This window comes from Pseudomonas sp. MYb2, from assembly GCF_002979955.1.
Taxonomy (GTDB): Bacteria; Pseudomonadota; Gammaproteobacteria; order Pseudomonadales; family Pseudomonadaceae; genus Aquipseudomonas.
In genome coordinates, this window is record NZ_PCQC01000007.1 from 158,517 (window position 1) to 182,850 (window position 24,334).

Below are 24,334 nucleotides of genomic sequence, written 5' to 3' on the forward strand. Positions count from 1 at the left end.
CTGCGTCGGGCATCCGCCGAATACTCACTGACGGGGTGAACCGGTAACGTTTTTGGTTGTCACGCGCGATCTTCGGCGCGGCAACACCATAGCAAGAATGGCGTCAAGCCCTGATAAAAAGGGGCTTGGCGCCCAGTATTCATGAGGCTTTTACAGGCACAGGCGAGTGATCGAAAAAATAACCGCAACAGAAATGCGGTTTGTGCACGCTTGTTGCATTCGTACCCATATGGACTATAAGCGCACCACTGGAAGTGGATGCCTTAAGCCCCATAAGAACAGTGGCAGGGTTGCCCGATGGAGATTCAAGTGTTTTGCCAGGGACTCTTTTTTACCGATGCAAAAAGGCCCATAAACAGCGAGAAAGTTGTCAGTCCGGCTGCGTCGGTACTGTGAATTTGCGACATCCACCACGCCATTTGCGACAACGTCGTAAAGAAGCTGAAAGGTTGGAATAGCAAGTATCGCCAACATTGTCGGCGTGATATAAGTTTGCGCCGACACAAAAAGAAAGAGCCGCCCAGATAATAAAACAGGTGGGACGGCAGTACTCTTCTAAAACCAAAGGAGCAAATCACGATGCGCGTGATGAAGTGGAGCATGATCGCACTGGCAGTTGCTGCAGCCGCCAGTTCTCAGTTGGCTACGGCCGCCCCGTTTGTAAGTGACCAGGCAGAAGCCAAAGGCTTTGTTGAGGACGCGACACTCACCGAGACGTTGAAGAACTATTACTTCAACCGCGACAACAAGAACGGCGGCAACGACCAGAAAGACTGGACTCAGGGCTTCCTCGGTAACTTCACCTCCGGTTACACCCAAGGTACTGTTGGCGTAGGTATCGATGCATACGGTTACCTGGCCTTGAAACTGGATGGCGGTGATGGTACTTCCGGTTCAGGCAACATGAGCCGTAGCGACACCGTTAACCCGAACAACGGTGCCCGCGACGTTAACGACAGCCAGGGCAAAGCCGGCGCGTCGATCAAATTCCGCGTTTCCAAAACCGAACTGAAATTCGGCGACATGCAGCCAAGCACTTCTCCAGTGTTCGCTGTAGGCGGTTCCCGCATCCTGCCGCAAACCGCCACTGGCTTCCAGTTGCAGAGCAGCGAAGTCAAAGACCTTGACCTCGAAGCCGGTCACTTCTACTCCGGCTCCAGCCAGGACAAAAACGCACGTGATGGCGGCCTGTACGCCAACTATGCGGGCGTGGAAGCCAACACGATCGATTACTTCGGCGGCAAGTACGGCATCACCGAAAACCTGAGCGCATCGCTCTACGGTGCCAAGCTGGAAGATATCTGGAACCAGTACTACGCGAACGTGAACCTGACCACCCCGTTCGGTGGCGACACCTCGCTGAACACTGATTTCAACATCTACCGCACCACCGACACCGGTGACAAGGAGGCAGGTGACATCAGCAACACGACCTTCTCCCTGGCAACTGCACTGTCGTTCCTGAAGGCTCATACCTTCACCCTGGGTTTCCAGAAGGTCAACGGCGACACCCCGTTCGACTACATCGGTGTGGGTAAAAACAACCGTGGTGGCGACTCGATCTTCCTCGCCAACTCCATCCAGTACTCTGACTTCAACGGTCCTGGCGAGAAATCCGTGCAAGCCCGTTACGACCTGAAAATGGCCGAGTACGGCGTTCCAGGCCTGAGCTTCATGGTTCGTTACGTTAAAGGTTGGGACATCGACGGTACCAACACCCCGGCTGGCAGCGCTTACGCCGGCCTGTACGGTGAAGATGGCAAACACCACGAAACCAACTTCGAAGCCAAATATGTTGTGCAGTCTGGCCCGGCGAAAGATCTGTCCTTCCGCATTCGTCAGGCCTGGCACACTGCCAACGCCGACCAGGGCGAAGGCGACGTCAAAGAGTTCCGCCTGATCACCGAATACCCACTGAACATCTTGTAATTGTCAGTGGTTAGTTTGGAAGCATAAAAAAAGGCCCATCTTCGGATGGGCCTTTTTTATTGCCTGTGACTTCAATTAACTGCCTGACCGATAAGTCAGGCAATTAATTAGCAACCTATCATTGTGTTGCCGACTCCTGCACCACGCGAATCACGCGCTGTGGAAAAGGAATATCAATACCGGCAGTCTTTAAACGATCACGCGACTGTTCGTTAAACATGAACATTACATCCCAATAGTCTGCGGTTTTAACCCACACACGCAGGGAAACAGTGATCGAGCTGTCGCCCAAAGTCGAAATGACGGCCTGGGGTGCCGGATCCTGCAATACGCGATCATCCTTGGCCAGATCCAGCAGAACCTGACGGGCCTTCTGCAGATCGGCTTCGTAATCGACACCGACATCGAACACGACCTTACGGGTCGGCTGACGATTGGTGTTGGTGATGATGCCGTTCGACAGATTACCGTTAGGCACGATGATGGTCTTGTTGTCGCCAGTACGCAGCACGGTGTGGAAAATCTGGATGCTGTCGACCGTACCCGACACGCCTTGCGCTTCGATCCAGTCACCGATACGGAATGGACGGAACAGCAGAATCAACACGCCGCCAGCGAAGTTCGCCAGGCTGCCCTGCAATGCCAGACCGATGGCCAGACCGGCAGCACCGATGGCAGCCACAAAGGAGGTGGTCTCGACACCGATCATCGAAGCAACGCTGACAATCAGCAGCACTTTGAGAATGATGTTGGCCAGGCTGCTGATGAAGCCTTGCAGCGCCAGATCGGCATTGCGCAGGGCCAACAGACCACCGAGTTTCTGTGTGACCTTGTTGATCAGCCACCAACCGATGGCCAGGGTAATCACCGCCAGCAGCACACGACTGCCATACTCCATGATCATCGGGATCCACGCCTGGGACGCCTTGACCAGGTTGTCCACCTCAGCATTCAAATCCATGTTCTATCTCCTGATTTCCGGCTACCCGGGCTTAAAAAATAAACGGCAGAAAGACCGAACCTGCTGGGCTCAATCGTTTCTGCCGCTGCTTGGGCCTCGGACGCTGAAAACGCCGAGAGGTTCCCCCGACCGGAAAGCTTAGTCGCGGAAGTTGTTGAACTGTAGCGGCATGCCGAATTCCTTGGCACGCAGTGCAGCGATGGCTTCCTGCAGGTCATCACGCTTCTTGCCGGTCACACGAACCTGCTCGCCTTGAATGGCAGCCTGGACCTTGAGCTTGGCGTCCTTGATGTGGCCGACGATCTTCTTCGCCAGCTCTTTGTCGATGCCTTCCTTGAGCAGGGCATCCTGCTTCATCAGCTTGCCCGAAGCGTAAGCGTCCTTGACCTCAAGGCACTGCACGTCGATCTTGCGCTTGACCAGCGCCAGCTTGAGGATTTCGATCATCGCTTCGAGCTGGAACCCGGCTTCAGCGGTCAGGCTCACGGTCAGGTCCTTTTCCTTGAACTCGAAGCTGCCTTTGCCTTTCAGGTCATAACGACGATCGAGTTCCTTCACGGCGTTCTCGACCGCGTTGGTGAGTTCGTGTTTGTCCAGTTCGGATACCACGTCGAACGACGGCATGTAATCTCTCCAATAAAAAGGCGCGCTCGATGTGGATGGAGCGCGCTTGGCTTGCGGTTAAAATCGGGCTCATTATAACGGGTCTTTTCCTACGAACACGGCGAGCCGCACATGCCTGTACGCAATCGAGCAAAAAACTGATGTCGACCACCTGGCACATTCTCGGCGCCGGCAGTCTCGGCACGCTGTGGGCTACACGCCTGGCCCGTGCCGGCTTGCCGGTCCGACTGATCCTGCGGAACACCGAGCGCCTGCGCAGCTATGAAGCCGCCGGCGGCTTGACCCTGGTTGAACAAGGCCAGGCCAGTACCTATGCAGTGCCGGGCGAAACGCCGGACAGCCCCTCGGCGATTCGGCGCTTGCTGGTCGCCTGCAAAGCCTATGACGCCGAAAGCGCTGTTGCCCGCCTCGCCCCACGCCTGACAGAGGATGCCGATCTGATCCTGCTGCAAAACGGCCTCGGCAGTCAGGACGCCGTCGCCACCCTGATACCCCAGGCTCGCTGCATCAGCGCTTCCAGCACCGAAGGCGCCTTTCGCGATGGCGACTGGCGTGTAGTGTTTGCCGGCCACGGCTTCACTTGGCTGGGTGATGTCACTCATCCGGTCGCGCCGATCTGGCTGGAGGATCTGCAAGCCGCGAACATTCCCCACGAGTGGAGTACCGATATCCTCACGCGGTTGTGGCGCAAACTGGCGCTCAACTGCGCGATCAATCCACTGACCGTGCTGCACCACTGCCGCAACGGTGGTTTGCAGGATCATCACTGCGAAGTCGCCACGCTGTGCGCCGAACTCGCCGAGTTGTTGCAGCGCTGCGGCCAACCCGCTGCCGCTGAGAACCTGCAGCAAGAAGTCGAACGGGTGATTCAGGCGACGGCGGCCAATTACTCGTCGATGTATCAGGACGTCGCCAACCAGCGCCGCACCGAAATCAGCTATCTATTGGGCCACGCCTGCAAAGTTGCCATCCGCCATCAATTGAATCTGCCGCACCTCAAGCAAATGCAGCAGCGACTGGTCGCGCATCTGCACAGCCTTGGATTGCCCAGCGACTGAGCAGCGGCTACGCTGGCCACTTGTTCCTTTGCTGCGATAAACCTGATGCCATTGCGCCAGCGCCTCGAAAACCTGCCGGTCGGCCAGAAACTGCTGGCCGCCCTGCTGGTGTTGTTGACCACGGTTTTGCTGGTCGCCAACCTGACCTTTATCAGCGCCGCCTACTACATCTCTCAGGAGAGCATGGCGCCGCAGGCGTTGCAGACCATCGGCCGACTGATCGCCAACCCGAGCCTGGTCAGCGAGTCCCTGCAATCGCCGGAGAGCGCCGAACGTCTGCTCAAGGAGCTCGACAGCTATTCGCCATTACGCGCCGCTGCGATATATGACGGCAAAGGCGAACGCCTCGCGCAGGTGCAGCGCGGCGACAAACTCAAATTGCCGGAACGCTATCGGCACATCGAAGCCTGGCAACTCACCGAGTTTCGCAGCAACCAGTTGATCACCCTGCCCCGCCCCGGCACCGCGCCCGGCCATCTGCTGTTGGTGGCGAGCAGCGAACTGCCGATGGCGTTCTACACCGGCACCCTGACCGCCAGTCTCGGCATCCTGATCTTCAGCGTGCTGTTGTGGCTGGTGATTGCCCGCCAGATCAAACGCCTGATCACCCGGCCGATCCATCAACTGGAAGAACTCTCGCGTCAGGTCACCCGCGAAGAGAACTACGCCCTACGCGCCTCGCGCGGCAACCACGACGAAATCGGCAGCCTCGCCGAGGCGTTCAACACCATGCTCTCGCGCATCGAAGCCCGCGAGCAACAGCTCAAGCGCGCCCGCGACGACTCGCAAGCGGCTTATGATCAGGCACAGGGACTGGCCGAGGAAACGCGTCACACCAATCGCAAACTGGAGCTGGAGGTCCAGGTGCGCAGCAAGATCGAGAAGAAACTCACCGGCTTTCAGAACTACCTCAACAGCATTATCGACTCGATGCCTTCGGCGCTGATCGCCCTCGACGAGCAGCTCTACGTCACCCAATGGAACCAGGAAGCCAGCGCTCTCTCGGGCACGCGACTGGACGAGGCGCTGAACCAGCCGATTTTCCTCGCCTTCGAACCGTTGAAGCCGTTTTTGCCACAGCTCAAGCAGACCGTCGAACAGCACACTGTGGCGAAGATCGAGCGGGTAACATGGTTCAAGGACGATGAGCCCAAGCATTATGCGCTGACGTTTTATCCGCTGATGGGCGGTGCCGGACGCGGTGTGGTTATCCGCATCGACGACATTACCCAGCGCCTGTCGCTGGAGGAAATGATGGTGCAGTCGGAGAAAATGCTCTCGGTCGGTGGGCTCGCCGCCGGTATGGCCCACGAGATCAACAACCCGCTGGGCGCAATCTTGCATAACGTGCAAAACATTCGCCGGCGGCTGTCGGCCGACCTGCCGAAGAACCTCGAAACCGCTGAGCAACTCGGTATTGAAATCGAAACGGTCAACCGTTATCTGCAAGGCCGCGAAGTACCGCAACTGCTCGACGGCATTCAGCAGGCCGGCGCACGGGCGGCGAAAATCGTCACGCACATGCTCAGTTTCAGTCGCCGCAGCACCCGCCAGATGGCGCCGTGCGATCTGCCGGCGCTGATCGATCAAGCGGTAGAGATCGCTGGCAACGACTTCGATCTGGCCATCGGTTTCGACTTCAAGGGGCAGGCGATCATTCGCCAGTTCGACCCGGCACTCGGCCCGGTTCCGGGCACGGCCAACGAACTGGAACAGGTGCTGCTCAACCTTCTGAAAAACGCTGCGCAGGCGATTCACCAGCGCGAAGACGACAGCGAGCCGGGGCGGATCATTCTGCGCACTCGACTCAATCCGCCGTGGGCTGAAATTCAAGTCGAAGACAATGGCATCGGCATGAGCGAGAACGTGCGCAAACGCACCTTCGAGCCGTTCTTCACCACCAAGGAAATTGGTCAGGGCACCGGACTTGGCTTGTCGGTGTCGTACTTCATCATCACCAACAATCACAAAGGCCAGATGGAAGTGCAGTCCGCGCCCGGTCAGGGCACCTGCTTCACCTTGCGTCTGCCGTTGACGCCGCCTGCAGCCATCGGCGCCGAAACCAGTCAACTACCGAGGTAACCCATGGGCTTTCGCTTGTCGAAGATCTACACCCGCACTGGCGACAAAGGCGAAACCGGCCTGGGCGACGGCCGTCGCGTGCCAAAGGATCACCCGCGCATCGAGGCAATTGGCGAGGTCGATACACTGAACAGTCAGGTCGGCGTGCTGCTGGCAGGATTGATTGCCGAGCGGGAGGCGTTTCCAGGGCTGAACGAATTGATCGAGGTGCTTACGCCTTGTCAGCATCGGCTGTTCGATCTCGGTGGCGAGCTGGCGATGCCGGAGTATCAGGCGTTGAACGCGGCGGAAATCGAACGGCTGGAGGCAGCGATCGATGTCTGGAATGAAGAGCTGGGGCCGCTGGAGAATTTCATTTTGCCGGGTGGATCGATGCTGATTGCACAGGCGCATGTATGTCGCAGCCTGGCGAGGAGTGCCGAGCGGCGGTGTCAGCACTTGAATGCGATCGAGCCATTGGCCGGGGTCGGGCTGGCGTATATCAATCGGTTGTCGGATTTGTTGTTTGTGGCGGCGCGGTTGATTGCGCGGCGGCAGGGGATTGCGGAGATTCTCTGGCAACCGGCCCCAAAACCGACAGAGATGTAGCGCCTGACCGGCCGCCATCGCTGGCAAGCCAGCTCCCACAGGTTTCGAGTTGTACACAACATTTGTGAACGACACAAAACCTTGTGGGAGCTGGCTTGCCAGCGATGAGGCCTGCTGCCTTTACAGAGAATCAGGCCAGAACGCGCGAATCCCCGCCACACCCTGTGCACCAACGCCCCAGGCTTTTTCGCGCTCCACCGGGCCTACACCACCCAACAGAAACACCGGCTTTCCAAATCCCTCGATCAACGCCGCAGCCTGATCCCAGCCCAACGGCTGCGCATCCGGGTGAGTCAGCGTCGGCTGCACCGGTGACAAGGTCACAAAGTCCACACCCATCTGCTCGGCCAGCGCCAACTCTTCAGCGTTGTGACACGACGCCGCCAACCAGCGCTCCGCCGGCAACGGACGCCCCGCCGCCGCGTACTTACGCAATTGCGCAGCGGTGATGTGCCAACCGGCCGACGGGAAATCGCCAAGCCATTCGAACGGCCCCTTGATCATCAACTGCGCCTTGCCCGCACACAGGCCGGCCGCATCGACCGCCAAATCGCGATACTTGGGGTCATAGCCATTTGGCGCGCGCAGCTGAATCAACTTGATCCCACCGGCAATCGCCTTCTGGATACCGCGCAGTAACGCCGGGGTTTCCAGGTCTTCCGGGGTGATCAGGTATTCAGCCGGCAAACGCGCCGCCGCTACGATCGGCTGGTTGGCCGCCGGAAACTCGTAGCTCACCAACTCCTTCGCCGCGACCCAGGCCAATGGCTGACCTTCGGCACCGTGAGGTTCGCCGGTGAATGCCGAGACTTCCCAGACATCCAGCAGCACCTGCTTGTCGGGGTAGTCGTGACGCACCTTGATCAACGGCCGGGCAGCAACAACGACGATGCCCAACTCCTCGTGCAGCTCACGGGCCAGCGCGCTTTCAACTGTCTCATCCACCTCGACCTTGCCGCCGGGAAACTCCCACAACCCACCTTGATGCTGTGAGTCGGCGCGGCGGGCGATGAGGATTTTGCCGCTGTCGTCACGGATGACGGCGGCGGCGACGTGTACACGTTTCACGGATTCAATTCCTCCAGTCCGGCCTTCTGCCACGCCTTGAAGGCGGGCCATTGGTAGACGGCTTCAACATAGGCTTCGTCGGCGGCCGGCAGTTGCACCTGATAGGTGCGCAGGCGCACGGCAATCGGCGCGAAGAAGGCATCGGCCAGACTGACGCGGCCAAACAGATAAGGTCCGCTCTCGGTGGCGGCGGCGCGGCACTCGGCCCACAGCGCGAGCATGCGTTCGATGTCGACCTTCACTTCTGGTGGCACCGGGTTCAGCGGCGCGTCATGGTTGAGGTTGAATGGCATGTGATTGCGCATGGCGAAGAAGCCGCTGTGCATTTGGGCGCAGGCGGATCGGGCCTGAGCGCGGGCGAAAATATCCGTCGGCCAGAGTTGCTCGGACGGGAATGTCTCGGCGAGGTACTCGGCAATGGCCAGTGAGTCGGCAATGGTGCCACGCGCTGTTTGCAGCAGCGGGACTTTGGCGGTCGGCGAATGCTTGAGCAGCAGTTCGCGGGTGTCGGGCTTGCCGAGCTTGATCAGTTCTTCGCTGTAGGGTGCGCCGGTCAGCTCAAGCGCCAGGGCGGCGCGCAGGGACCAGGAGGAAAGCAGTTTGTCGCCGATGATCAGGTGCAGGGACATGGTTGGGTGCCTTTCATCAGGAGGAACAGTCCAGAATCTTTGGTGCCTGACAGGTCGCCATCGCGAGCAGGCTCACTCCTACAGGGGATTTGTGAACAACACAGATCTCTGTGGGAGTGAGCCTGCTCGCGATGCAGGCGACTCGGTCTCAGGTTGGATCAAGTGCGGTATTCGGCGTTGATCTTCACGTACTCATGCGACAGGTCAGTGGTCCAGATGGTTTCGCTGCAATCGCCGCGACCCAGTTCGATACGGATGGTGATTTCTTCCTGCTGCATCACCGCCGAACCCTGCGCTTCAGTGTAGGTCGCCGCGCGGGCGCCACGGCTGGCAATGCACACGGCGCCGAGGAACACGTCGATCTTGCTCACGTCCAGATCCGGCACGCCGGCACGACCGACGGCCGCCAGGATGCGACCCCAGTTCGGGTCAGAGGCGAATAGCGCGGTCTTGATCAGCGGCGAGTGCGCCACGGTATAGCCAACGTCCAGGCATTCCTGGTAATTGCCGCCGCCATTCACTTCAACGGTGACGAACTTGGTCGCGCCTTCGCCGTCGCGCACGATGGCCTGGGCGACGTCCATGCACACTTCGAATACCGCTTGCTTCAGTTTGGCGAACAGCTCGCCTTCGGCGCGGGTGATTTCCGGCAGTGCAGCCTTGCCTGTAGCGATCAGCATGCAGCAGTCGTTGGTCGAGGTGTCGCCGTCGATGGTGATGCGGTTGAACGACTTGTTGGCGCCGTCGAGCATCAAATTGTGCAGGACTTCGCGGGAGACTTTGGCGTCAGTGGCAATGTATCCGAGCATGGTCGCCATGTTCGGACGGATCATGCCCGCGCCTTTGCTGATGCCGGTAACGGTGATGGTCACGCCGTCATGTTCGAACTGACGGCTGGCGCCCTTCGGCAGGGTGTCGGTGGTCATGATGCCGGTGGCGGCGGCTTCCCAGTTGTTTTCCGACAAGTCGTCCAGCGCGGCTTGCAGCGCGCCTTCGATCTTCTCGACTGGCAGTGGCTCACCGATCACACCGGTGGAGTACGGCAGGATCTGGCTGGCATCAACGCCGGTCAGCTCAGCCAGCTTCGCAGTGGTGCGTTCAGCGGCGGCCAGCCCCGGCTCACCGGTGCCAGCGTTGGCATTGCCAGTGTTGGTCAGCAGATAGCGCACAGCATTCTGCACGCGTTTTTTCGCCAGGATCACCGGTGCCGCGCAAAACGCGTTCAAGGTGAACACGCCCGCAACAGTCGAGCCTTCGGCGCAGCGCATCACAACGACATCCTTGCGCCCGGGGCGCTTGATGCCGGCCGAGGCGATACCGAGTTCAAAACCGGCAACCGGGTGCAACGTTGGCAAAGGACCAAGACCAACAGCCATGAATGCGCTCCTTACTCAATGAAGTCAGCACCGTCACTCGCGGCGACGGTGGTTTGAATGGCAAAACGCCGCGACGGCAGGAGCCGGTCGCGGCGCGGGTATTTCAGCGATTGAAACGGGTTTTACTGGATCTGCCCGTGGCAATGCTTGAATTTCTTGCCCGAACCGCAGTAGCACAGTTCGTTGCGGCCCAGCTTCTGCTCGTTGCGAACCGGCGCAGTGGCGAGGGCCACATCGACCTCTTCACCGAGTATTTCCGGTTGCTCCAGGCCCGGGGCTTCAGCGTGTTCGAACTGCATGCGGGCGGCCAGTGCTTCGGCTTCCTGACGCAGACGTTGCTCTTCGGCTTCCGGATCTTCGCGGCGCACCTGAACGTGCGACAGCACACGGATCGAGTCGCGCTTGATCGAATCGAGCAGCTCGGAGAACAGCGTGAACGACTCGCGCTTGTACTCCTGCTTCGGGTTTTTCTGGGCATAGCCACGCAGGTGGATGCCGTGACGCAGGTGATCCATGGTCGACAGATGGTCTTTCCACAGATCGTCCAGCACACGCAGAACGATTTGCTTCTCGAAGGAGCGCAGTGCTTCCGCACCGGCCTGATCTTCTTTCTCGTTGTACGCCGCCATCAGCTCGGTCATGAGCTTCTCGCGCAGGGTTTCTTCGTACAGGTGATCGTCTTCATCGAGCCATTGCTGGATCGGCAATGTCACGCCAAAGTCGCTGGCAATCGAAGCTTCCAGACCGGCCACGTCCCACTGCTCTGGCAGCGATTGCGGTGGGATGTGGGCGCTGACGGTCGCGTTGAGCACGTCCTGACGGAAATCGGCGATGGTTTCACCGATGTTGTCAGCGGCCAGCAACGTGTTACGCATGTGATAGATCACTTTACGCTGTTCGTTGTTGACGTCGTCGAACTCGAGCAGTTGCTTGCGAATGTCGAAGTTGCGGCCTTCAACCTTGCGCTGCGCCTTCTCGATTGCGTTGGTCACCATGCGGTGCTCGATCGCTTCGCCCGGCTGCATGCCCAGGGCTTTCATGAAGTTCTTCACCCGGTCAGAGGCGAAAATGCGCATCAGGCTGTCTTCCAGCGACAGGTAGAAGCGGCTCGAACCGGCATCGCCCTGACGACCGGCACGGCCACGCAGCTGGTTGTCGATACGGCGCGATTCGTGACGCTCGGACGCAATCACCTGCAGACCGCCGGATTCCAGCACTTGCTGGTGACGCTTCTGCCAGTCGGCCTTGATCTGGGCAATCTGCTCAGGGGTCGGGTTTTCCAGCGACGCTACTTCAACTTCCCAGTTACCGCCCAACAGGATGTCGGTACCACGACCGGCCATGTTGGTGGCGATGGTCAGAGCGCCCGGACGACCGGCCTGCGCGATGATCTCGGCTTCTTTTTCGTGGAACTTGGCGTTGAGAACCTTGTGCTCGATGCCTTCCTTCACGAGCAATGCGGACATGTGCTCGGAGGTTTCGATGGTGGCAGTACCCACCAGCACCGGACGACCGGCCGCCATGCTTTCCTTGATGTCCGCAACGATTGCCGCGTACTTCTCTTCGGCGGTGAGGAACACCAGGTCATTGAAGTCTTTACGCGCCAACGGTTTGTTTGGCGGAATGACCATCACTTCCAGACCATAGATCTGGTGGAATTCGAACGCTTCGGTGTCGGCGGTACCGGTCATGCCGGACAGCTTGGTGTACAGACGGAAGTAGTTCTGGAACGTGGTCGATGCCAGCGTCTGGCTCTCGGCCTGGATGTTCAGACCTTCCTTGGCTTCGATGGCCTGGTGCAGGCCTTCGGACAGACGACGACCCGGCATGGTACGGCCGGTGTGTTCGTCGACCAGTACGACCTGGCCGTCCTGCACGATGTATTCGATGTTGCGGTTGAACAGCTTGTGCGCACGCAGACCGGCATACACGTGAGTCAACAGGCCCAGGTTATGTGCCGAGTACAGGCTCTCGCCTTCAGCCAGCAGGCCGACGCGGGTGAGCATGTCTTCGATGAACTGGTGACCGGCTTCGTTGAGTTCGACCTGACGGGTCTTCTCGTCAACGGTGTAGTGGCCAGCCTTGGTGACTTCGCCTTCGACTTCTTCGACGTGCAACTCCAGCTGCGGGATCAGTTTATTGATCTCCATGTACAGCTTGGAGCTGTCCTCGGCCTGACCGGAAATGATCAGCGGGGTACGCGCTTCGTCGATGAGGATGGAGTCGACTTCGTCGATCACGGCAAAGTTGAGTTCGCGCTGGAATTTTTCTTCCATGCTGAACGCCATGTTGTCGCGCAGGTAGTCGAAACCGAATTCGTTGTTGGTGCCGTAGGTGATGTCGGCGGCGTAGGCCAGACGCTTCTCTTCCGGCGGCTGGAACGGCGTCACGACGCCGACGGTCAGGCCGAGGAATTCATACAGCGGGCGCATCCAGTTGGCGTCACGACGCGCCAGGTAGTCGTTCACTGTCACAACGTGCACGCCCTTGCCGGACAATGCGTTGAGGTAAACACCCAGGGTCGCTACGAGGGTTTTACCCTCACCGGTGCGCATTTCGGCGATCTTGCCTTCGTGCAAGGTCATGCCACCGACGAGCTGCACGTCGAAGTGACGCATACCCATGATGCGCTTGCCGGCTTCGCGGGCGACCGCAAAAGCTTCTGGCAACAGCTTGTCGAGGGTTTCCCCTTTGGCGATGCGGGCCTTGAACTCATTGGTCTTGGCGCGCAATTGATCGTCCGAAAGGGCCACCATTTGCTCTTCGAAGGCATTGACGAGCTGCACCGTCTTGAGCATGCGTTTGACTTCACGCTCGTTCTTGCTTCCAAAAAGTTTCTTTAACAAAGGCGCAAACATATCGGCAGGATCTTCCACACTAAAGGGATGGAGGGCGGCCCCGTGAGCGTCGCCCGTGCAGCCCTCATGGCCGCATGCGAACGAGCATTCTACCCGGAAACGGAAGTGAGGAAAGTGGCGATGTTCCACGATGCTGGCACTGCGCTTTGACGGGGCTCACTTAAAATAGGGGCGTTTTGCTCAACTTCAAGTCATACAAGGCAGAAGTTAGTCGTTGATTTAATGGGTAAAGCGGGGGCAAAAGCAATGGGCGAGTGAGTTCGGCCTTTCTGCTACCATGGCGATTCTGTTACTTCAGGTGTTCGATCATGGCATTTCGCCCTCTCACGGCCAGAGCACCCGCCGTTCTCTTGCGCGAAGCCAAGCCGCTCAAGGCCATCCTCGGCCATGCCCAGCGACTGGGCCATTTGCAGCGCCTGCTCGAAAGTCAACTGCAACCCGCCGCCCGCGAACACTGCCATGTGGCGTCGTGGCGCGAGGGCAGTTTGCTGCTGATTGTCACCGATGGCCATTGGGCCACACGCTTGCGCTACCAGCAAAAGCGTTTGCAGCGGCAACTGCAGATGTTCGATGAGTTCGCCAGTTTGACGCGGATTCTGTTCAAGGTGCAGCCGCCGACGGTGCAGCGCGGAGCGACCGGGCATACCATGGATTTGTCGACGGATGCGGCGGCGACGATTCAGGCGACAGCAGACGGGATCAGTGATCCGGGGTTGCGCGCGGCGCTGGAACGCTTGGCGGCGCACGCGAAAGACAAAACCTGACAGCTATCAATAATTGTAGGAGTGAGCCTGCTCGCGATAGCGGTGAAACAGTCGACATTGTCGTGACTGGCATACCGCAATCGCGAGCAGGCTCACTCCTACATTAGATCAGCGGCGTTTGCTGCCACCGAGTAAAGAGCCCATAAGGCCGCGTACCAGTTGTTTGCCCAGATTGTTGGCCGCCTGGCGCATGGCGGATTTCAGCGCTTGCCCGGCAGCGGTGCCGAGAAACTCTCCGGCCCTGTCGGCGAGGCTTGGTTCTTCAACCGCAGGCTTGCCGGCGGGTGCCTCGGCGTCAGGCGCCAAGCCTTTACGCCCCATGAGAATCTCATACGCCGACTCACGATCGATCGGCTTGTCATAGCGGCCCTTGAACGGCGATCCGGCAATCAGCACGGTTCGTTCGGTCTCGGTCAGCGGCCCGATTCGCGATTGCGGTGGCGCCACCAGCACACGCTGGACCATTTCCGGCGTGCCCTTCTCGGCAAGGGTTCCGACCAACGCTTCGCCGATCCCCAGCTCCGTCAACACCGACAACGTATCGAACGCCGGATTCGGCCGGAAGCCATCTGCCACCGCGCGCAGGGACTTCTGCTCCCTGGCGGTGAAGGCGCGCAAGCCATGCTGGATTCGCAGGCCAAGCTGGGCCAGCACATCATCGGGCAAGTCCGCTGGCGACTGGGTGACGAAATACACGCCAACGCCTTTCGAGCGAATCAGCCGCACCACTTGTTCCAGACGCTCCTGCAAAGCCTTGGGCGTATCGCCGAACAACAAATGCGCCTCATCGAAAAACAACGCCAGCAGCGGTTTGTCGGCATCGCCGCGTTCGGGCAGTTGCTCAAACAGCTCAGCCAGCAGCCACAACAGGAACGTCGCGTAGACTTTCGGCGCCTCATGCACCAGACGACTGGCGTCCAATAGATGAATGCGCCCACGGCCATCAGCCGCCGGTTGCAGAATATCTTCGAGTTGCAGCGCCGGCTCGCCAAACAAGGCTTCGGCGCCCTGCTGTTCCAGTGTCGCCAGGCGGCGCAACAGCGCCTGGCTGGAACCGGTGGTCATCAATGCAGCGTCTTCGCCCAACAGTTGCGGGTTGTCCTTGAGGTGATTGAGCAGCGCTTTCAGGTCCTTCAGGTCCAGCAGCAACAGGCCTTCACGATCAGCGACCTTGAACGCTGCGTAGAGCGCCGCCTGCTGACTGTCGGTCAGTTCCAGCAGGCTGCCGATCAACAACGGGCCCATTTCACTCAACGTAGTGCGCAACGGATGACCGGATTCGCCGTGGATATCCCACAAGGTCACCGGATAAGCCTGCGCCTTGTAGTTGAGCCACGGCATCCCGCCAATGCGCTCGGCAACCTTGCCCTGCGGGTTGCCGGCAGCACCGAGGCCACACAGATCGCCCTTGATGTCAGCGGCAAACACCGCGACCCCGGCGTCACTGAACGCTTCGGCCAGACGTTGCAAGGTAACGGTTTTACCGGTACCGGTGGCGCCGGCGACCAGCCCGTGGCGGTTCGCCAGGCGCATGGCCTGACCAAGCTGTTGCCCCGCGAGGTCGGCGCCGATAACGAGTTGCGATGAGTCAGGCATTTTGTCACCCAATGGTTAATCTTTGATTCTGCATGGCCGATACACACAGGTGAGAGCCCGACCATAAGTCGGGCCGGACATTTCCCTAAGGAGAGACGGAAATATCAGCTTGTTTTCACCGTTGCCCATTTCGCGCGCCTCTATAAAAGCACGCCCTGGACACTAAGACCTTAGCGGAACCCCAAGCCATGAACAAAAATCTGCGCTTCAGCCATAAAATCTTGCTTGCCGCCGCCCTCATCGTCATTGCCGCCTTCGCCTCGTTTACCTTGTACAACGACTGGCTACAGCGCAATGCGATCCGCGATGACCTGAACAACTATCTCAACGAAATGGGCGAGGTCACGGCCGGCAGCATCCAGACCTGGCTCAACGGTCGCATTCTGCTGATCGAGAACGCCGCCCAGAACATTTCGATCAATCCCGAACCCGCCAACGTCGCCAGCCTGCTCGAACAGAAGACCCTGACCTCGACGTTCATGGCCACTTATCTGGGCGATGCCACCGGGCATTTCACTATCCGCCCGGACACGAAGATGCCGGACGGTTTCGATCCACGCGTGCGCCCTTGGTATAAAGGTGCCGAGAGCAGCAGCACTTCGACGCTGACCGAACCGTATATCGACGCGGCTACCGGCCAGTTGATCATCTCGATTGCTACCGCCTCGAAAAAGGCCGGCCAGAGCGTCGGCGTGGTAGGCGGCGACTTGAGCCTGCAATCGCTGGTCGACACCCTCGCCGCCCGCGACTTCGACGGCATGGGTTATGTATTCCTGGTCAGCGCCGACGGCAAGATCCTCGTCCACCCGGACAAAGCCCTGGTGATGAAATCACTCAAGGAAGCCTATCCACAGGACACCCCGCGCATCAGCAGCGACTTCAGTGAAGTCACCGTCGATGGCAAAACCCGTATCGTCACCTTCGCGCCGATCAAAGGCCTGCCGTCGGTGAACTGGTACATCGGTCTGTCGGTGGACAAGGATCAGGCGTTCGCGATGCTCAGCGAGTTCCGTACGTCGGCGGTGATTGCCACGGTGATTGCCGTGGCGATCATCCTTGCTCTGCTTGGCATGCTGATTCGCATCCTGATCCAGCCGCTGCACGTCATGACCCGCGCCATGGAAGACATTGCCGACGGCGAAGGCGACCTGACCAAACGCCTGACCATCGTCAATAACGATGAGTTCGGTGTTCTGGGTACCGCATTCAACCGCTTCGTCGAGCGTATCCACGGCTCGATCCGCGAAGTGTCGTCGGCCACCGGGCAAGTCAACGAAGTCGCCCTGCGCGTGGTCGCTGCGTCGAACTCGTCGATGTACAACTCCGATCAACAGGCCTCGCGTACCAGCAGCGTTGCCGCCGCGATCAACCAGCTCGGCGCTGCGGCACAGGAAATCGCCCGCAACGCTGCGCAGGCCTCGAACCAGGCCAGCGATGCTCGCGGTCTGGCGGAAGATGGCCAGCAAGTGGTGGATCGCAGCATCAAGGCGATGAATCAGCTGTCGAGCATGCTCAGCGCGTCGAGCAGCAACATCGAATCGCTGAACAGCAAAACCGTGAACATCGGCCAGATTCTTGAAGTGATCACCAGCATTTCCCAGCAGACCAACCTGCTGGCGCTCAATGCCGCGATCGAAGCTGCGCGTGCCGGTGAGGCCGGCCGCGGGTTCGCCGTGGTGGCGGATGAAGTGCGCAATCTGGCGCATCGTACCCAGGAATCGGCGCAGCAAGTGCAAACGATGATCGAGGAGCTGCAAGTCGGCGCCCGTGAATCGGTGAGCACCATGAGTGACAGCCAGCGCCACAGCCAGGACAGCGTGGAAATTGCCAACCTCGCCGGGGAGCGTTTGAACAGCGTGACCCAGCGTATTGGCGAGATCGACGGGATGAACCAGTCGGTGGCGACCGCGACCGAGGAGCAGACCGCTGTGGTCGAGTCGATCAACGTCGACATCACCGAGATCAACACGCTGAACCAGGAAGGCGTGGAGAACTTGCAGGCGACGTTGCGGGCTTGCTCGGATCTGGAGCAGCAGGCTTCGCGGTTGAAACAGCTTGTGGGTAGTTTCCGGATTTAAGATCAAAAGCCTACCCCCTCACCCCAGCCCTCTTCCCCAGGGGGGCGAGGGGGAAAGGGAGCCGATCTTCATGCTGTTCAAAACCTGAGTTCGACTGAAGACGTTCAGGTCGATGAATCAAGCCCAGACACCTCGGTCAGTCCCCTCTCCCTCCGGGAGAGGGTTAGGGTGAGGGGCTCTTCCGCTCTGAAGCTCTTCAGCTCTACCGCGCAATCCCGACCGAACATCTATTCTGGATAAAGGTCAACCAAGGGAGAACCACGCAGCGGAGGTTTGATCACCGTGCACATCGCCGACATCACCATGTTCTACGCCCCGGCCAGCGGTGGCGTGCGGACTTATCTGGATGCCAAACACCGCCGGTTGGGCGTCAGGCCCGGCATTCGCCACAGCCTGCTGATCCCCGGCGCCGACTTCGGCGAACACGACGGCCTCTACACGGTGCCTGCCCCGGCCCTGCCCTTCGGCAAGGGTTACCGTTTTCCGTTGCGTCTGGCTCCTTGGCGAAATGTCCTGGAGGATTTGCAGCCGGATCTGATTGAAGTCGGCGATCCCTACCTTACGGCTTGGGCCGCTCTGGATGCACGGCGGACGCTGGACGTGCCGGTCATCGGCTTCTACCACTCGGACCTGCCGTTGCTGGTCAGCAATCGCATGGGCCATTGGGTCACGCCGAATGTCGAGGCTTATGTCACCAGGCTTTACGGCAACTTCGACCGCGTGCTCGCGCCAAGCCAGGTGATGGCCGACAAACTGATTGGCCTGGGCGTGCGCAATGTCTACGTTCAACCATTGGGTGTGGATCTGCAAACCTTCCACCCCGAGGCTCGTGACCCTGGTCTGCGCGCAGAACTGGGTCTGGCCGAAGACACGCGCCTGCTGATTTTCGCCGGGCGTGGTTCGAAGGAGAAAAACCTGCCGGTGCTGCTCAAGTGCATGCAGCGCCTCGGCCCGCGCTATCACCTGCTGCTGGTCGGCTCATCAATGCCGGCGCTGGTGCCGGACAACGTGACGGTGATCGACGAATTCTGCCCGGCGCCGAAGGTCGCACGCCTGATGGCCAGTGCCGATGCGCTGTTGCATGCCGGTGATCAGGAAACCTTTGGTCTGGTGATCCTCGAAGCTATGGCGTGCGGCATTCCGGTGGTCGCCGTCGCTGCCGGAGCGTTCGAAGAAATCGTCAACGAATCCTGCGGTCTGCTGTGCACACCAAACAATCCGCAGGCCATGGCCAATGCCGTGCGCGAGTTGTACAGCCGCGGCTGCGCAAACCTCGGCCAGCAAGCGCGTCAGCACGTCGAACGCTATTACGCCTGGGACACCGTCGTCGACAGCCTGCTCAGTCATTATCACGCCGCCCTCGGCCACACCTTGCCACGGGTGGCCAATGCTTGAGTCCCCGCGTGCGCCCGCCGTATTGCTGGTGCTGCATGACGTGGCGCCGTCGACGTGGGCGGACTATCAGGCCTTTGTCGAGGCGGTCGATGCACTGGGCAATGTGCCGCTGACCTGGCTGGTGGTGCCCGATTTCCACCGGCACGAGGCCCTCGACGATCATCCGGCGTTTTGTCGAATGCTCGATAAGCGTGTCGCCCGTGGCGATGAGTTGGCGTTGCACGGGTATTTCCACGACGACCAAGAGCCTGCCCCGACCACGCCGCGCGACTGGTTCATGCGCCGTGTTTACAGCCATGAAGGGGAGTTCTATCGTTTGTCCCGTGAAGCCGCCCTCGCCCGTGTGCGCGCCGGTATCGAAGTGTTCCAGCGCCATGACTGGCCACTGCACGGCTTCGTCGCCCCGGCGTGGTTGATGAGCGATGGCACCCGTCAGGCACTGCGCGAATTGCCGCTGAGCTACACCAGTGATCCGCAGCATCTTTATCGATTACCGGATTTCACCGCCATCGACGCGCCGGGGCTGGTCTGGAGCGCCCGCAGCGCCTGGCGTCGGGGTTTGTCAAAAATAGTCAGCGAGCAGCGTCAGCAGCGCTGGCGTCAGGCACCGGTGATTCGGCTAGGCTTGCACCCCGTGGACATGCGCCACGGTTTTTCCCGTGATTACTGGCTGCACACCCTTGAACGTTTGCTCGCCGAAGGACGCAAACCGATGACCAAAATCAACTGGCTCGCCCGACAGCGCGGTCAACGGGAACACGCCGCATGAGCCGCAGTATTTTGTTGCTGATCGGCCTGCTCGCGGCCGTGCTGATTCCGGTCGTGCTTGGCGGTGGCGACACCTGGACGCGCCTGCAAAGTTTTCCGCTGCTGTGGTTGCTGATCATGTTCGGCATGATTCTGCTCTGCTGGGGCATCAACACCCTGCGCTTGCGTCTGTTGCTCGGCGATCAACGCGACCGGGTCACGCCAATGAGAAGTCTCGGCGTGGTGATGGCCGCCGAATTCGCCTATTGCGCCACACCCGGCGGCAGCGGCGGGCCGTTGACGATCATGGCCCTGCTCGCTCGCAGCGGCGTGCGCCCGGCGCGGGGCAGCGCTGTGTTCGCCATGGATCAACTGAGTGACCTGCTGTTCTTTCTTTGTGCGCTAAGCGGGATTCTGATTTACGCGCTGTTTCAGCACCTCAGTGATCGCCTGGAATGGCTGCTGATGGTCAGTGCGGTTTCGTTGTTGGGTGGCTTGTTCAGTTGCGTGCTGGTGGCGCGTTATCACCGCGTATTGATTCGCCTCAGCGGCCGCTTGTTGGCCAGGATGAACGTCAGCGCCATTACTCGACGGCGCTGGGCGCGCAAGTTGCTGCACTTTCTCGCGGCATTCACCGACACCTTGAAGTTGCCATGGCAGACACTGGTCAAAGTCTTTGCCCTGACCTGCGTGCATTGGTTGCTGCGCTACAGCGTGTTGTATCTGGCGTTGCGCGGGCTTGGCGCGGACTTGCAGTGGGCCTGGAGTTTCCTGGTGCAGATGCTTTCGCTCGGCGCCGGGCAGTTCAGTCTGTTGCCAGGTGGCGCGGGGGCGGCGGAATTGACCTCGGCGGCGCTGTTGGCGCCGATGGTGGGGAAATCGACGGCAGCAGCGGCGATTCTGATCTGGCGGGTGGTGACGTATTACTTTTATCTGCTGGTGGGTGGCCCGGTGTTTTTGTTGATGCTGGGGCGGCCGTTGCTGAGGAAACTGATGAAAGTGCGTCAAGCTTAAAAGATCGTCCGATCGCGGCCCGAGCCTTCGGCAGCTCCTACATTGAACGCTTACACCTGCAGGAGCTGCCGAAGGCTCGGGCCGCGATCGGACGATCTTTTCAGGCTTCGCCTGTTTCATCGTCCGACTCTGGTTTTACCTGCTCCCACAATTCAGCCGCACCGGGAAACTCGGTGCCATCCTCCGAGCTCATGTCCTCCGGGTCGTAGCGACTCAAACAACCCTCGCCCAACGTCGCCGGTGCTTTGGAAGTGGCTTTGTCCAGTGGATCGGTCATGGCTTTTCCTCAAAGCAGAAATGACAAAGGGTCTGGACGATTGAACGCCCAGACCCTTGGTTTTTCAAGCCTGCGGGCGCTCGATCAGAACACCACAGTCTTGTTGCCGTGCACCAGCACGCGATCTTCGAGGTGATAACGCAGGCCACGGGCCAACACCATCTTCTCGACGTCACGGCCGAAACGCACCATGTCTTCGATGCTGTCACTGTGGCTGACGCGTACCACGTCCTGCTCGATGATCGGGCCGGCGTCCAGCTCTTCGGTCACATAGTGGCAGGTCGCGCCGATCAGTTTCACGCCACGCAGGGAAGCCTGGTGGTACGGCTTCGCGCCAACGAACGATGGCAGGAAGCTGTGGTGAATGTTGATCACCTTGTGCGCGTATTCACGGCACATGTCCGGCGGCAGGATCTGCATGTAGCGCGCCAGCACGACCACTTCGGCATCGTGCTGTTTGACCAGACGCGACACTTCGTCGAAGGCCGGTTGCTTGTCCTGCGGATTGACCGGGACATGGTAATAAGGAATGCCGTGCCACTCGACCATGCTGCGCAGGTCATCGTGGTTGGAAATCACGCAGGAGATCTCACAGTCCAGTTCGTCGCTGTGCCAGCGGTGCAGCAAGTCGGCGAGGCAGTGAGATTCGCGGCTGGCCATCAGCACGACGCGTTTTTTCTGCTCGGTATCGGTAATACGCCAGTCCATCGAAAACTCTTCGGCGATTGGCGCAAACTTCTCGCGCAATACTTCAATACCGAATGGCAGCGAATCGGCACGAATTTCGTGACGCATGAAGAACCAGCCGACCTGATTATCCGAGTGGTGGCTCGCTTCGGTGATCCAGCCATTGTGGGCTGCCAGAAAATTACTGACTTTGGCAACGATGCCAACGCGGTCCGGGCAAGATATCACCAGCCGAAAAGTGCGCATGAGGGGAAAACTCCAGAACTTCGCAAAGGCCGCCATTCTAGCGACTGCGCAGGAAAACTGCAGTATCGATGAGTGCTGGCGTGGGCGCGGCCACGGCGTACGACGTTTTCACGGGGATAATCGTCAGCATGATGGCGCGCCGACAGCACCGTTTGATCAGACAAGTGTGAATATCTGTGATGACTGCATCACACTATTTAACTGAATATTCAGTTTGTCGCTAATACCCTGCAACTAATTCAAATAAAAACTCCGGTTAAATGTTTACTTGATGAAACACCCTGACTATTATTGCGCCACTGTCCCCTGCCATTCAGCATCCTACTAAGGTAGTAATCATGTCCTTGATCAACGAATATCGCGCCACCGAAGAAGCTATCAAAGAGCTGCAAGCCCGTTTGAAGAACCTGTCGCAAGACGACAAACTGCAAGCCGAGCTGGAATTCGAAGGCAAACTGCGCACCCTGATGGGCGAATACTCCAAGTCCCTGCGTGACATCATTGCCCTGCTGGATCCGGATGCAAAATCCAAAGCTCCACGTGGCGGCGCAGTAAAAACTACCGGCACCAAACGTGCACGCAAAGTTAAGCAATACAAAAACCCGCACAACGGCGAAGTCATCGAAACCAAAGGTGGCAACCACAAAACTCTGAAAGAGTGGAAAGCCAAGTGGGGCGGTGACGTGGTTGAAGGCTGGGCTACCCTGCTGGGCTAAGCCGCAATGCCTTCGCAGAACGTTCTGCGATAAAAACAAACGCCAGCTTGCGCTGGCGTTTTTTTATGCCCGCTATTGTCGGGCGGACATGTTCGATTTCAAAGATTCAAACGTTTGCGCAATGCTTCGACATAATTCTGCCATTCACCGAGTACCTGGCTTTGCATCGGCGCAGCATTAAGCATCCATTGCTCCAACGCCTGCGTAAAAGAATCGAGGGTATTGGGTGCACCCATTTCGGCTTGGCACAAACGCTGCTGACAAAATATTCGCCAGCGTTCCTGCTCTTCAAAACTCAACGTATCGGGAAAGTTGCGTGCTCGATATCGAAAGAGCAACTCAGGCAAACGTTCATCATCGAAAGGCCACTGCTCTTGCGCTAATTGCGCAGGGTCGGCGGTTCTCACTTGCTCACATAGACGTCGATCACGGTCACCGATAAATCCGTCGTACAACTGTTGTTCCGGATCCTCGCTCGGGGTGAAGTCTTCGCTGGCATAAATAGTCGCAACTTTATCTTTCCAGACTAGTTGTGCGTCAGTTAGCCGCAGTGCCCGTTCCTGATAAAGCGCCATGTCCAGGCCCAGGCGTTGCTGATCTGCCGGACGCAACACCGCAAGCGGCGCCACCACCGGGCAACGGTTGACGTGAATCAGCTTCAGCGGCACCGGCAACTCACCTTCAAGCAAGTCATCGCGGCGGGTGTACAGGCGCTGGCGCAGGGTTTGTGCGTCCAGGTCGAGCAAACCCTGCGGGTCGAGGTGCAGGTCGCAGACGATCAAGGCATTACGGTTTTTCGGGTGCCAGGCCAGTGGCAGCACCACACCGATGTAATGGCGCGCTGCCGAAAAGCGCCCGGAAACATGCACCATCGGCTGCAACAGACGAATCTGGTCCATGACTTTCTGTTTGCTGCGCAACTGAAACAGCCAGTCATACAACTTGGGTTGTTTCTCGCGGATCAGCCGCGCCAGTGCGATGGTTGCGCGTACGTCCGACAACGCTTCGTGGGCATGGCCATGGTCAATATTGTTGGCGGCGGTCAGGCGTTCGAGTTTGAGGGTGACGCGGCCTTCGTCATCGGTCGGCCAGACCAGCCCGTCGGGGCGTAATGCGTAGGCGGCTCGCACCACGTCGATCAGGTCCCAACGACTGTTGCCACCCTGCCACTCACGGGCGTAGGGATCGAAAAAATTTCGATACAGGCTGTAACGGGTCATCTCGTCGTCGAAACGCAGGGTGTTGTAACCGGCGCCACAGGTACCGGGCGCCGCCAGTTGCGCATGCACCCGGGTCATGAAATCGGCTTCGCTCAAACCCTTGTCGGCGAGCTGGCTCGGGGTGATGCCGGTAATCGCGCACGCCGCCGGATGCGGCAGGATGTCTTCGCTGGGCTGGCAATAGAGATTGACCGGCTCGTCGATTTCGTTGAGGTCGTGGTCGGTGCGAATCCCGGCGACCTGCAACGGGCGGTCGCTACGGGGATTGATGCCAGTGGTTTCGTAGTCGTACCAGAAGATGGAAGTCACGGGCGGTTCCTGAACTGAAGATCGGCGAAGTCTAGGCGTTCAACCGCGGTCGCGGCCAGCCTCGCGTCATTCAAGCACCTTGTGCCACACGATGTGCAATACATAGTTATGT

General features: G+C 59.2%; 20 protein-coding genes and 1 pseudogene. 11 read left to right on the top strand and 10 right to left on the bottom strand.

Annotated features, from left to right (window positions below; translation table 11 throughout):
- Positions 1-579: 579 nt before the first annotated feature.
- The gene (locus CQ009_RS14285) at positions 580-1,929 is read left to right on the top strand and encodes an OprD family porin (protein WP_064391793.1); all 1,350 of its coding nucleotides are present in this window, start codon (positions 580-582) and stop codon (positions 1,927-1,929) included.
- 118 nt (positions 1,930-2,047) lie between these two features.
- Here CQ009_RS14285 and CQ009_RS14290 read toward each other — a convergent pair whose 3' ends face one another.
- Both CQ009_RS14290 and CQ009_RS14295 read right to left on the bottom strand, forming a co-directional pair.
- Positions 2,048-2,890: a mechanosensitive ion channel family protein gene (locus CQ009_RS14290; protein WP_064391795.1), complete on the bottom strand. Its 843-nt coding sequence runs from the start codon at positions 2,888-2,890 to the stop codon at positions 2,048-2,050.
- Positions 2,891-3,028: 138 nt separating this feature from the next.
- Positions 3,029-3,514: a YajQ family cyclic di-GMP-binding protein gene (locus CQ009_RS14295; protein ID WP_064391796.1), complete on the bottom strand. Its 486-nt coding sequence runs from the start codon at positions 3,512-3,514 to the stop codon at positions 3,029-3,031.
- A gap of 140 nt (positions 3,515-3,654) precedes the next feature.
- On the opposite strand from CQ009_RS14295, the gene CQ009_RS14300 reads away from it, so the two are divergent.
- The 3 genes from CQ009_RS14300 to CQ009_RS14310 are packed head-to-tail and all read left to right on the top strand — an operon-like array spanning position 3,655 to position 7,242.
- On the top strand, positions 3,655-4,572 hold the full coding sequence (locus tag CQ009_RS14300; RefSeq protein WP_105707023.1) for a putative 2-dehydropantoate 2-reductase: 918 nt from the start codon (positions 3,655-3,657) through the stop codon (positions 4,570-4,572).
- Positions 4,573-4,617: 45 nt separating this feature from the next.
- Positions 4,618-6,654 carry a PAS domain-containing sensor histidine kinase gene (locus CQ009_RS14305; protein ID WP_105707026.1) on the top strand — a complete coding sequence of 679 codons (2,037 nt, stop codon included), beginning with the start codon at positions 4,618-4,620 and terminating at the stop codon, positions 6,652-6,654.
- Positions 6,655-6,657: 3 nt separating this feature from the next.
- Positions 6,658-7,242 carry a cob(I)yrinic acid a,c-diamide adenosyltransferase gene (locus CQ009_RS14310; RefSeq protein ID WP_105707030.1) on the top strand — a complete coding sequence of 195 codons (585 nt, stop codon included), beginning with the start codon at positions 6,658-6,660 and terminating at the stop codon, positions 7,240-7,242.
- Positions 7,243-7,362: 120 nt separating this feature from the next.
- Here CQ009_RS14310 and CQ009_RS14315 read toward each other — a convergent pair whose 3' ends face one another.
- From CQ009_RS14315 to secA, 4 genes are all read right to left on the bottom strand, one after another.
- Complete coding sequence (locus tag CQ009_RS14315; protein WP_105707033.1) at positions 7,363-8,310, bottom strand: Nudix family hydrolase; 948 nt, start codon at positions 8,308-8,310, stop codon at positions 7,363-7,365.
- The gene (locus CQ009_RS14320) at positions 8,307-8,939 is read right to left on the bottom strand and encodes a glutathione S-transferase family protein (RefSeq protein WP_064391806.1); all 633 of its coding nucleotides are present in this window, start codon (positions 8,937-8,939) and stop codon (positions 8,307-8,309) included. The genes CQ009_RS14315 and CQ009_RS14320 overlap by 4 nt, the downstream gene beginning before the upstream one ends.
- 158 nt (positions 8,940-9,097) lie before the next feature.
- Positions 9,098-10,315 (bottom strand): bifunctional glutamate N-acetyltransferase/amino-acid acetyltransferase ArgJ, encoded by a 1,218-nt coding sequence (gene argJ, locus CQ009_RS14325; protein ID WP_105707035.1) that lies wholly within the window; start codon positions 10,313-10,315, stop codon positions 9,098-9,100.
- Between the two features lie 122 nt (positions 10,316-10,437).
- Positions 10,438-13,173, bottom strand: coding sequence for a preprotein translocase subunit SecA (gene secA / locus CQ009_RS14330; protein WP_064391810.1), 2,736 nt, complete (start codon positions 13,171-13,173; stop codon positions 10,438-10,440).
- A gap of 308 nt (positions 13,174-13,481) precedes the next feature.
- On the opposite strand from secA, the gene CQ009_RS14335 reads away from it, so the two are divergent.
- Positions 13,482-13,937, top strand: a complete 456-nt coding sequence (locus CQ009_RS14335) for a DUF721 domain-containing protein (RefSeq protein WP_064391811.1) — start codon at positions 13,482-13,484, stop codon at positions 13,935-13,937.
- A gap of 108 nt (positions 13,938-14,045) precedes the next feature.
- On the opposite strand, the gene CQ009_RS14340 is transcribed toward CQ009_RS14335, so the two are convergent.
- Positions 14,046-15,533, bottom strand: a complete 1,488-nt coding sequence (locus CQ009_RS14340; protein WP_105707252.1) for a helicase HerA-like domain-containing protein — start codon at positions 15,531-15,533, stop codon at positions 14,046-14,048.
- Between the two features lie 188 nt (positions 15,534-15,721).
- Here CQ009_RS14340 and CQ009_RS30440 point away from each other — a divergent pair.
- The 5 genes and pseudogenes from CQ009_RS30440 to CQ009_RS14360 all read left to right on the top strand — a co-directional run.
- Positions 15,722-16,753, top strand: a pseudogene (locus tag CQ009_RS30440) (cache domain-containing protein); the annotation flags it as partial.
- A gap of 93 nt (positions 16,754-16,846) precedes the next feature.
- Positions 16,847-17,611, top strand: a complete 765-nt coding sequence (locus CQ009_RS30445; RefSeq protein ID WP_371043227.1) for a methyl-accepting chemotaxis protein — start codon at positions 16,847-16,849, stop codon at positions 17,609-17,611.
- A 273-nt stretch (positions 17,612-17,884) separates the two neighbouring features.
- Positions 17,885-19,006 (top strand): glycosyltransferase family 1 protein, encoded by a 1,122-nt coding sequence (locus tag CQ009_RS14350; RefSeq protein ID WP_177430996.1) that lies wholly within the window; start codon positions 17,885-17,887, stop codon positions 19,004-19,006.
- Entirely contained in the window at positions 18,999-19,775 is a 777-nt protein-coding gene (locus CQ009_RS14355; protein ID WP_105707039.1) for a DUF2334 domain-containing protein, read from the top strand. The genes CQ009_RS14350 and CQ009_RS14355 overlap by 8 nt, the downstream gene beginning before the upstream one ends.
- Positions 19,772-20,767, top strand: coding sequence for a lysylphosphatidylglycerol synthase transmembrane domain-containing protein (locus CQ009_RS14360; RefSeq protein WP_105707042.1), 996 nt, complete (start codon positions 19,772-19,774; stop codon positions 20,765-20,767). Before CQ009_RS14355 ends, CQ009_RS14360 begins: the two co-directional genes overlap by 4 nt.
- Before the next feature lie 100 nt (positions 20,768-20,867).
- Here the strand turns inward: CQ009_RS14360 and CQ009_RS30065 are convergent, their stop codons facing one another.
- Together CQ009_RS30065 and purU are read right to left on the bottom strand one after the other, a co-directional pair.
- The gene (locus CQ009_RS30065) at positions 20,868-21,044 is read right to left on the bottom strand and encodes a hypothetical protein (RefSeq protein ID WP_163024097.1); all 177 of its coding nucleotides are present in this window, start codon (positions 21,042-21,044) and stop codon (positions 20,868-20,870) included.
- Positions 21,045-21,128: 84 nt separating this feature from the next.
- On the bottom strand, positions 21,129-21,977 hold the full coding sequence (gene purU / locus CQ009_RS14365) for a formyltetrahydrofolate deformylase (RefSeq protein WP_007912774.1): 849 nt from the start codon (positions 21,975-21,977) through the stop codon (positions 21,129-21,131).
- Positions 21,978-22,315: 338 nt separating this feature from the next.
- On the opposite strand from purU, the gene mvaT reads away from it, so the two are divergent.
- Complete coding sequence (mvaT, locus tag CQ009_RS14375) at positions 22,316-22,693, top strand: histone-like nucleoid-structuring protein MvaT (RefSeq protein WP_064391821.1); 378 nt, start codon at positions 22,316-22,318, stop codon at positions 22,691-22,693.
- 98 nt (positions 22,694-22,791) lie between these two features.
- Here the strand turns inward: mvaT and sbcB are convergent, their stop codons facing one another.
- Positions 22,792-24,222, bottom strand: a complete 1,431-nt coding sequence (gene sbcB, locus CQ009_RS14380; protein WP_105707047.1) for an exodeoxyribonuclease I — start codon at positions 24,220-24,222, stop codon at positions 22,792-22,794.
- Between the last annotated feature and the right edge of the window lie 112 nt (positions 24,223-24,334).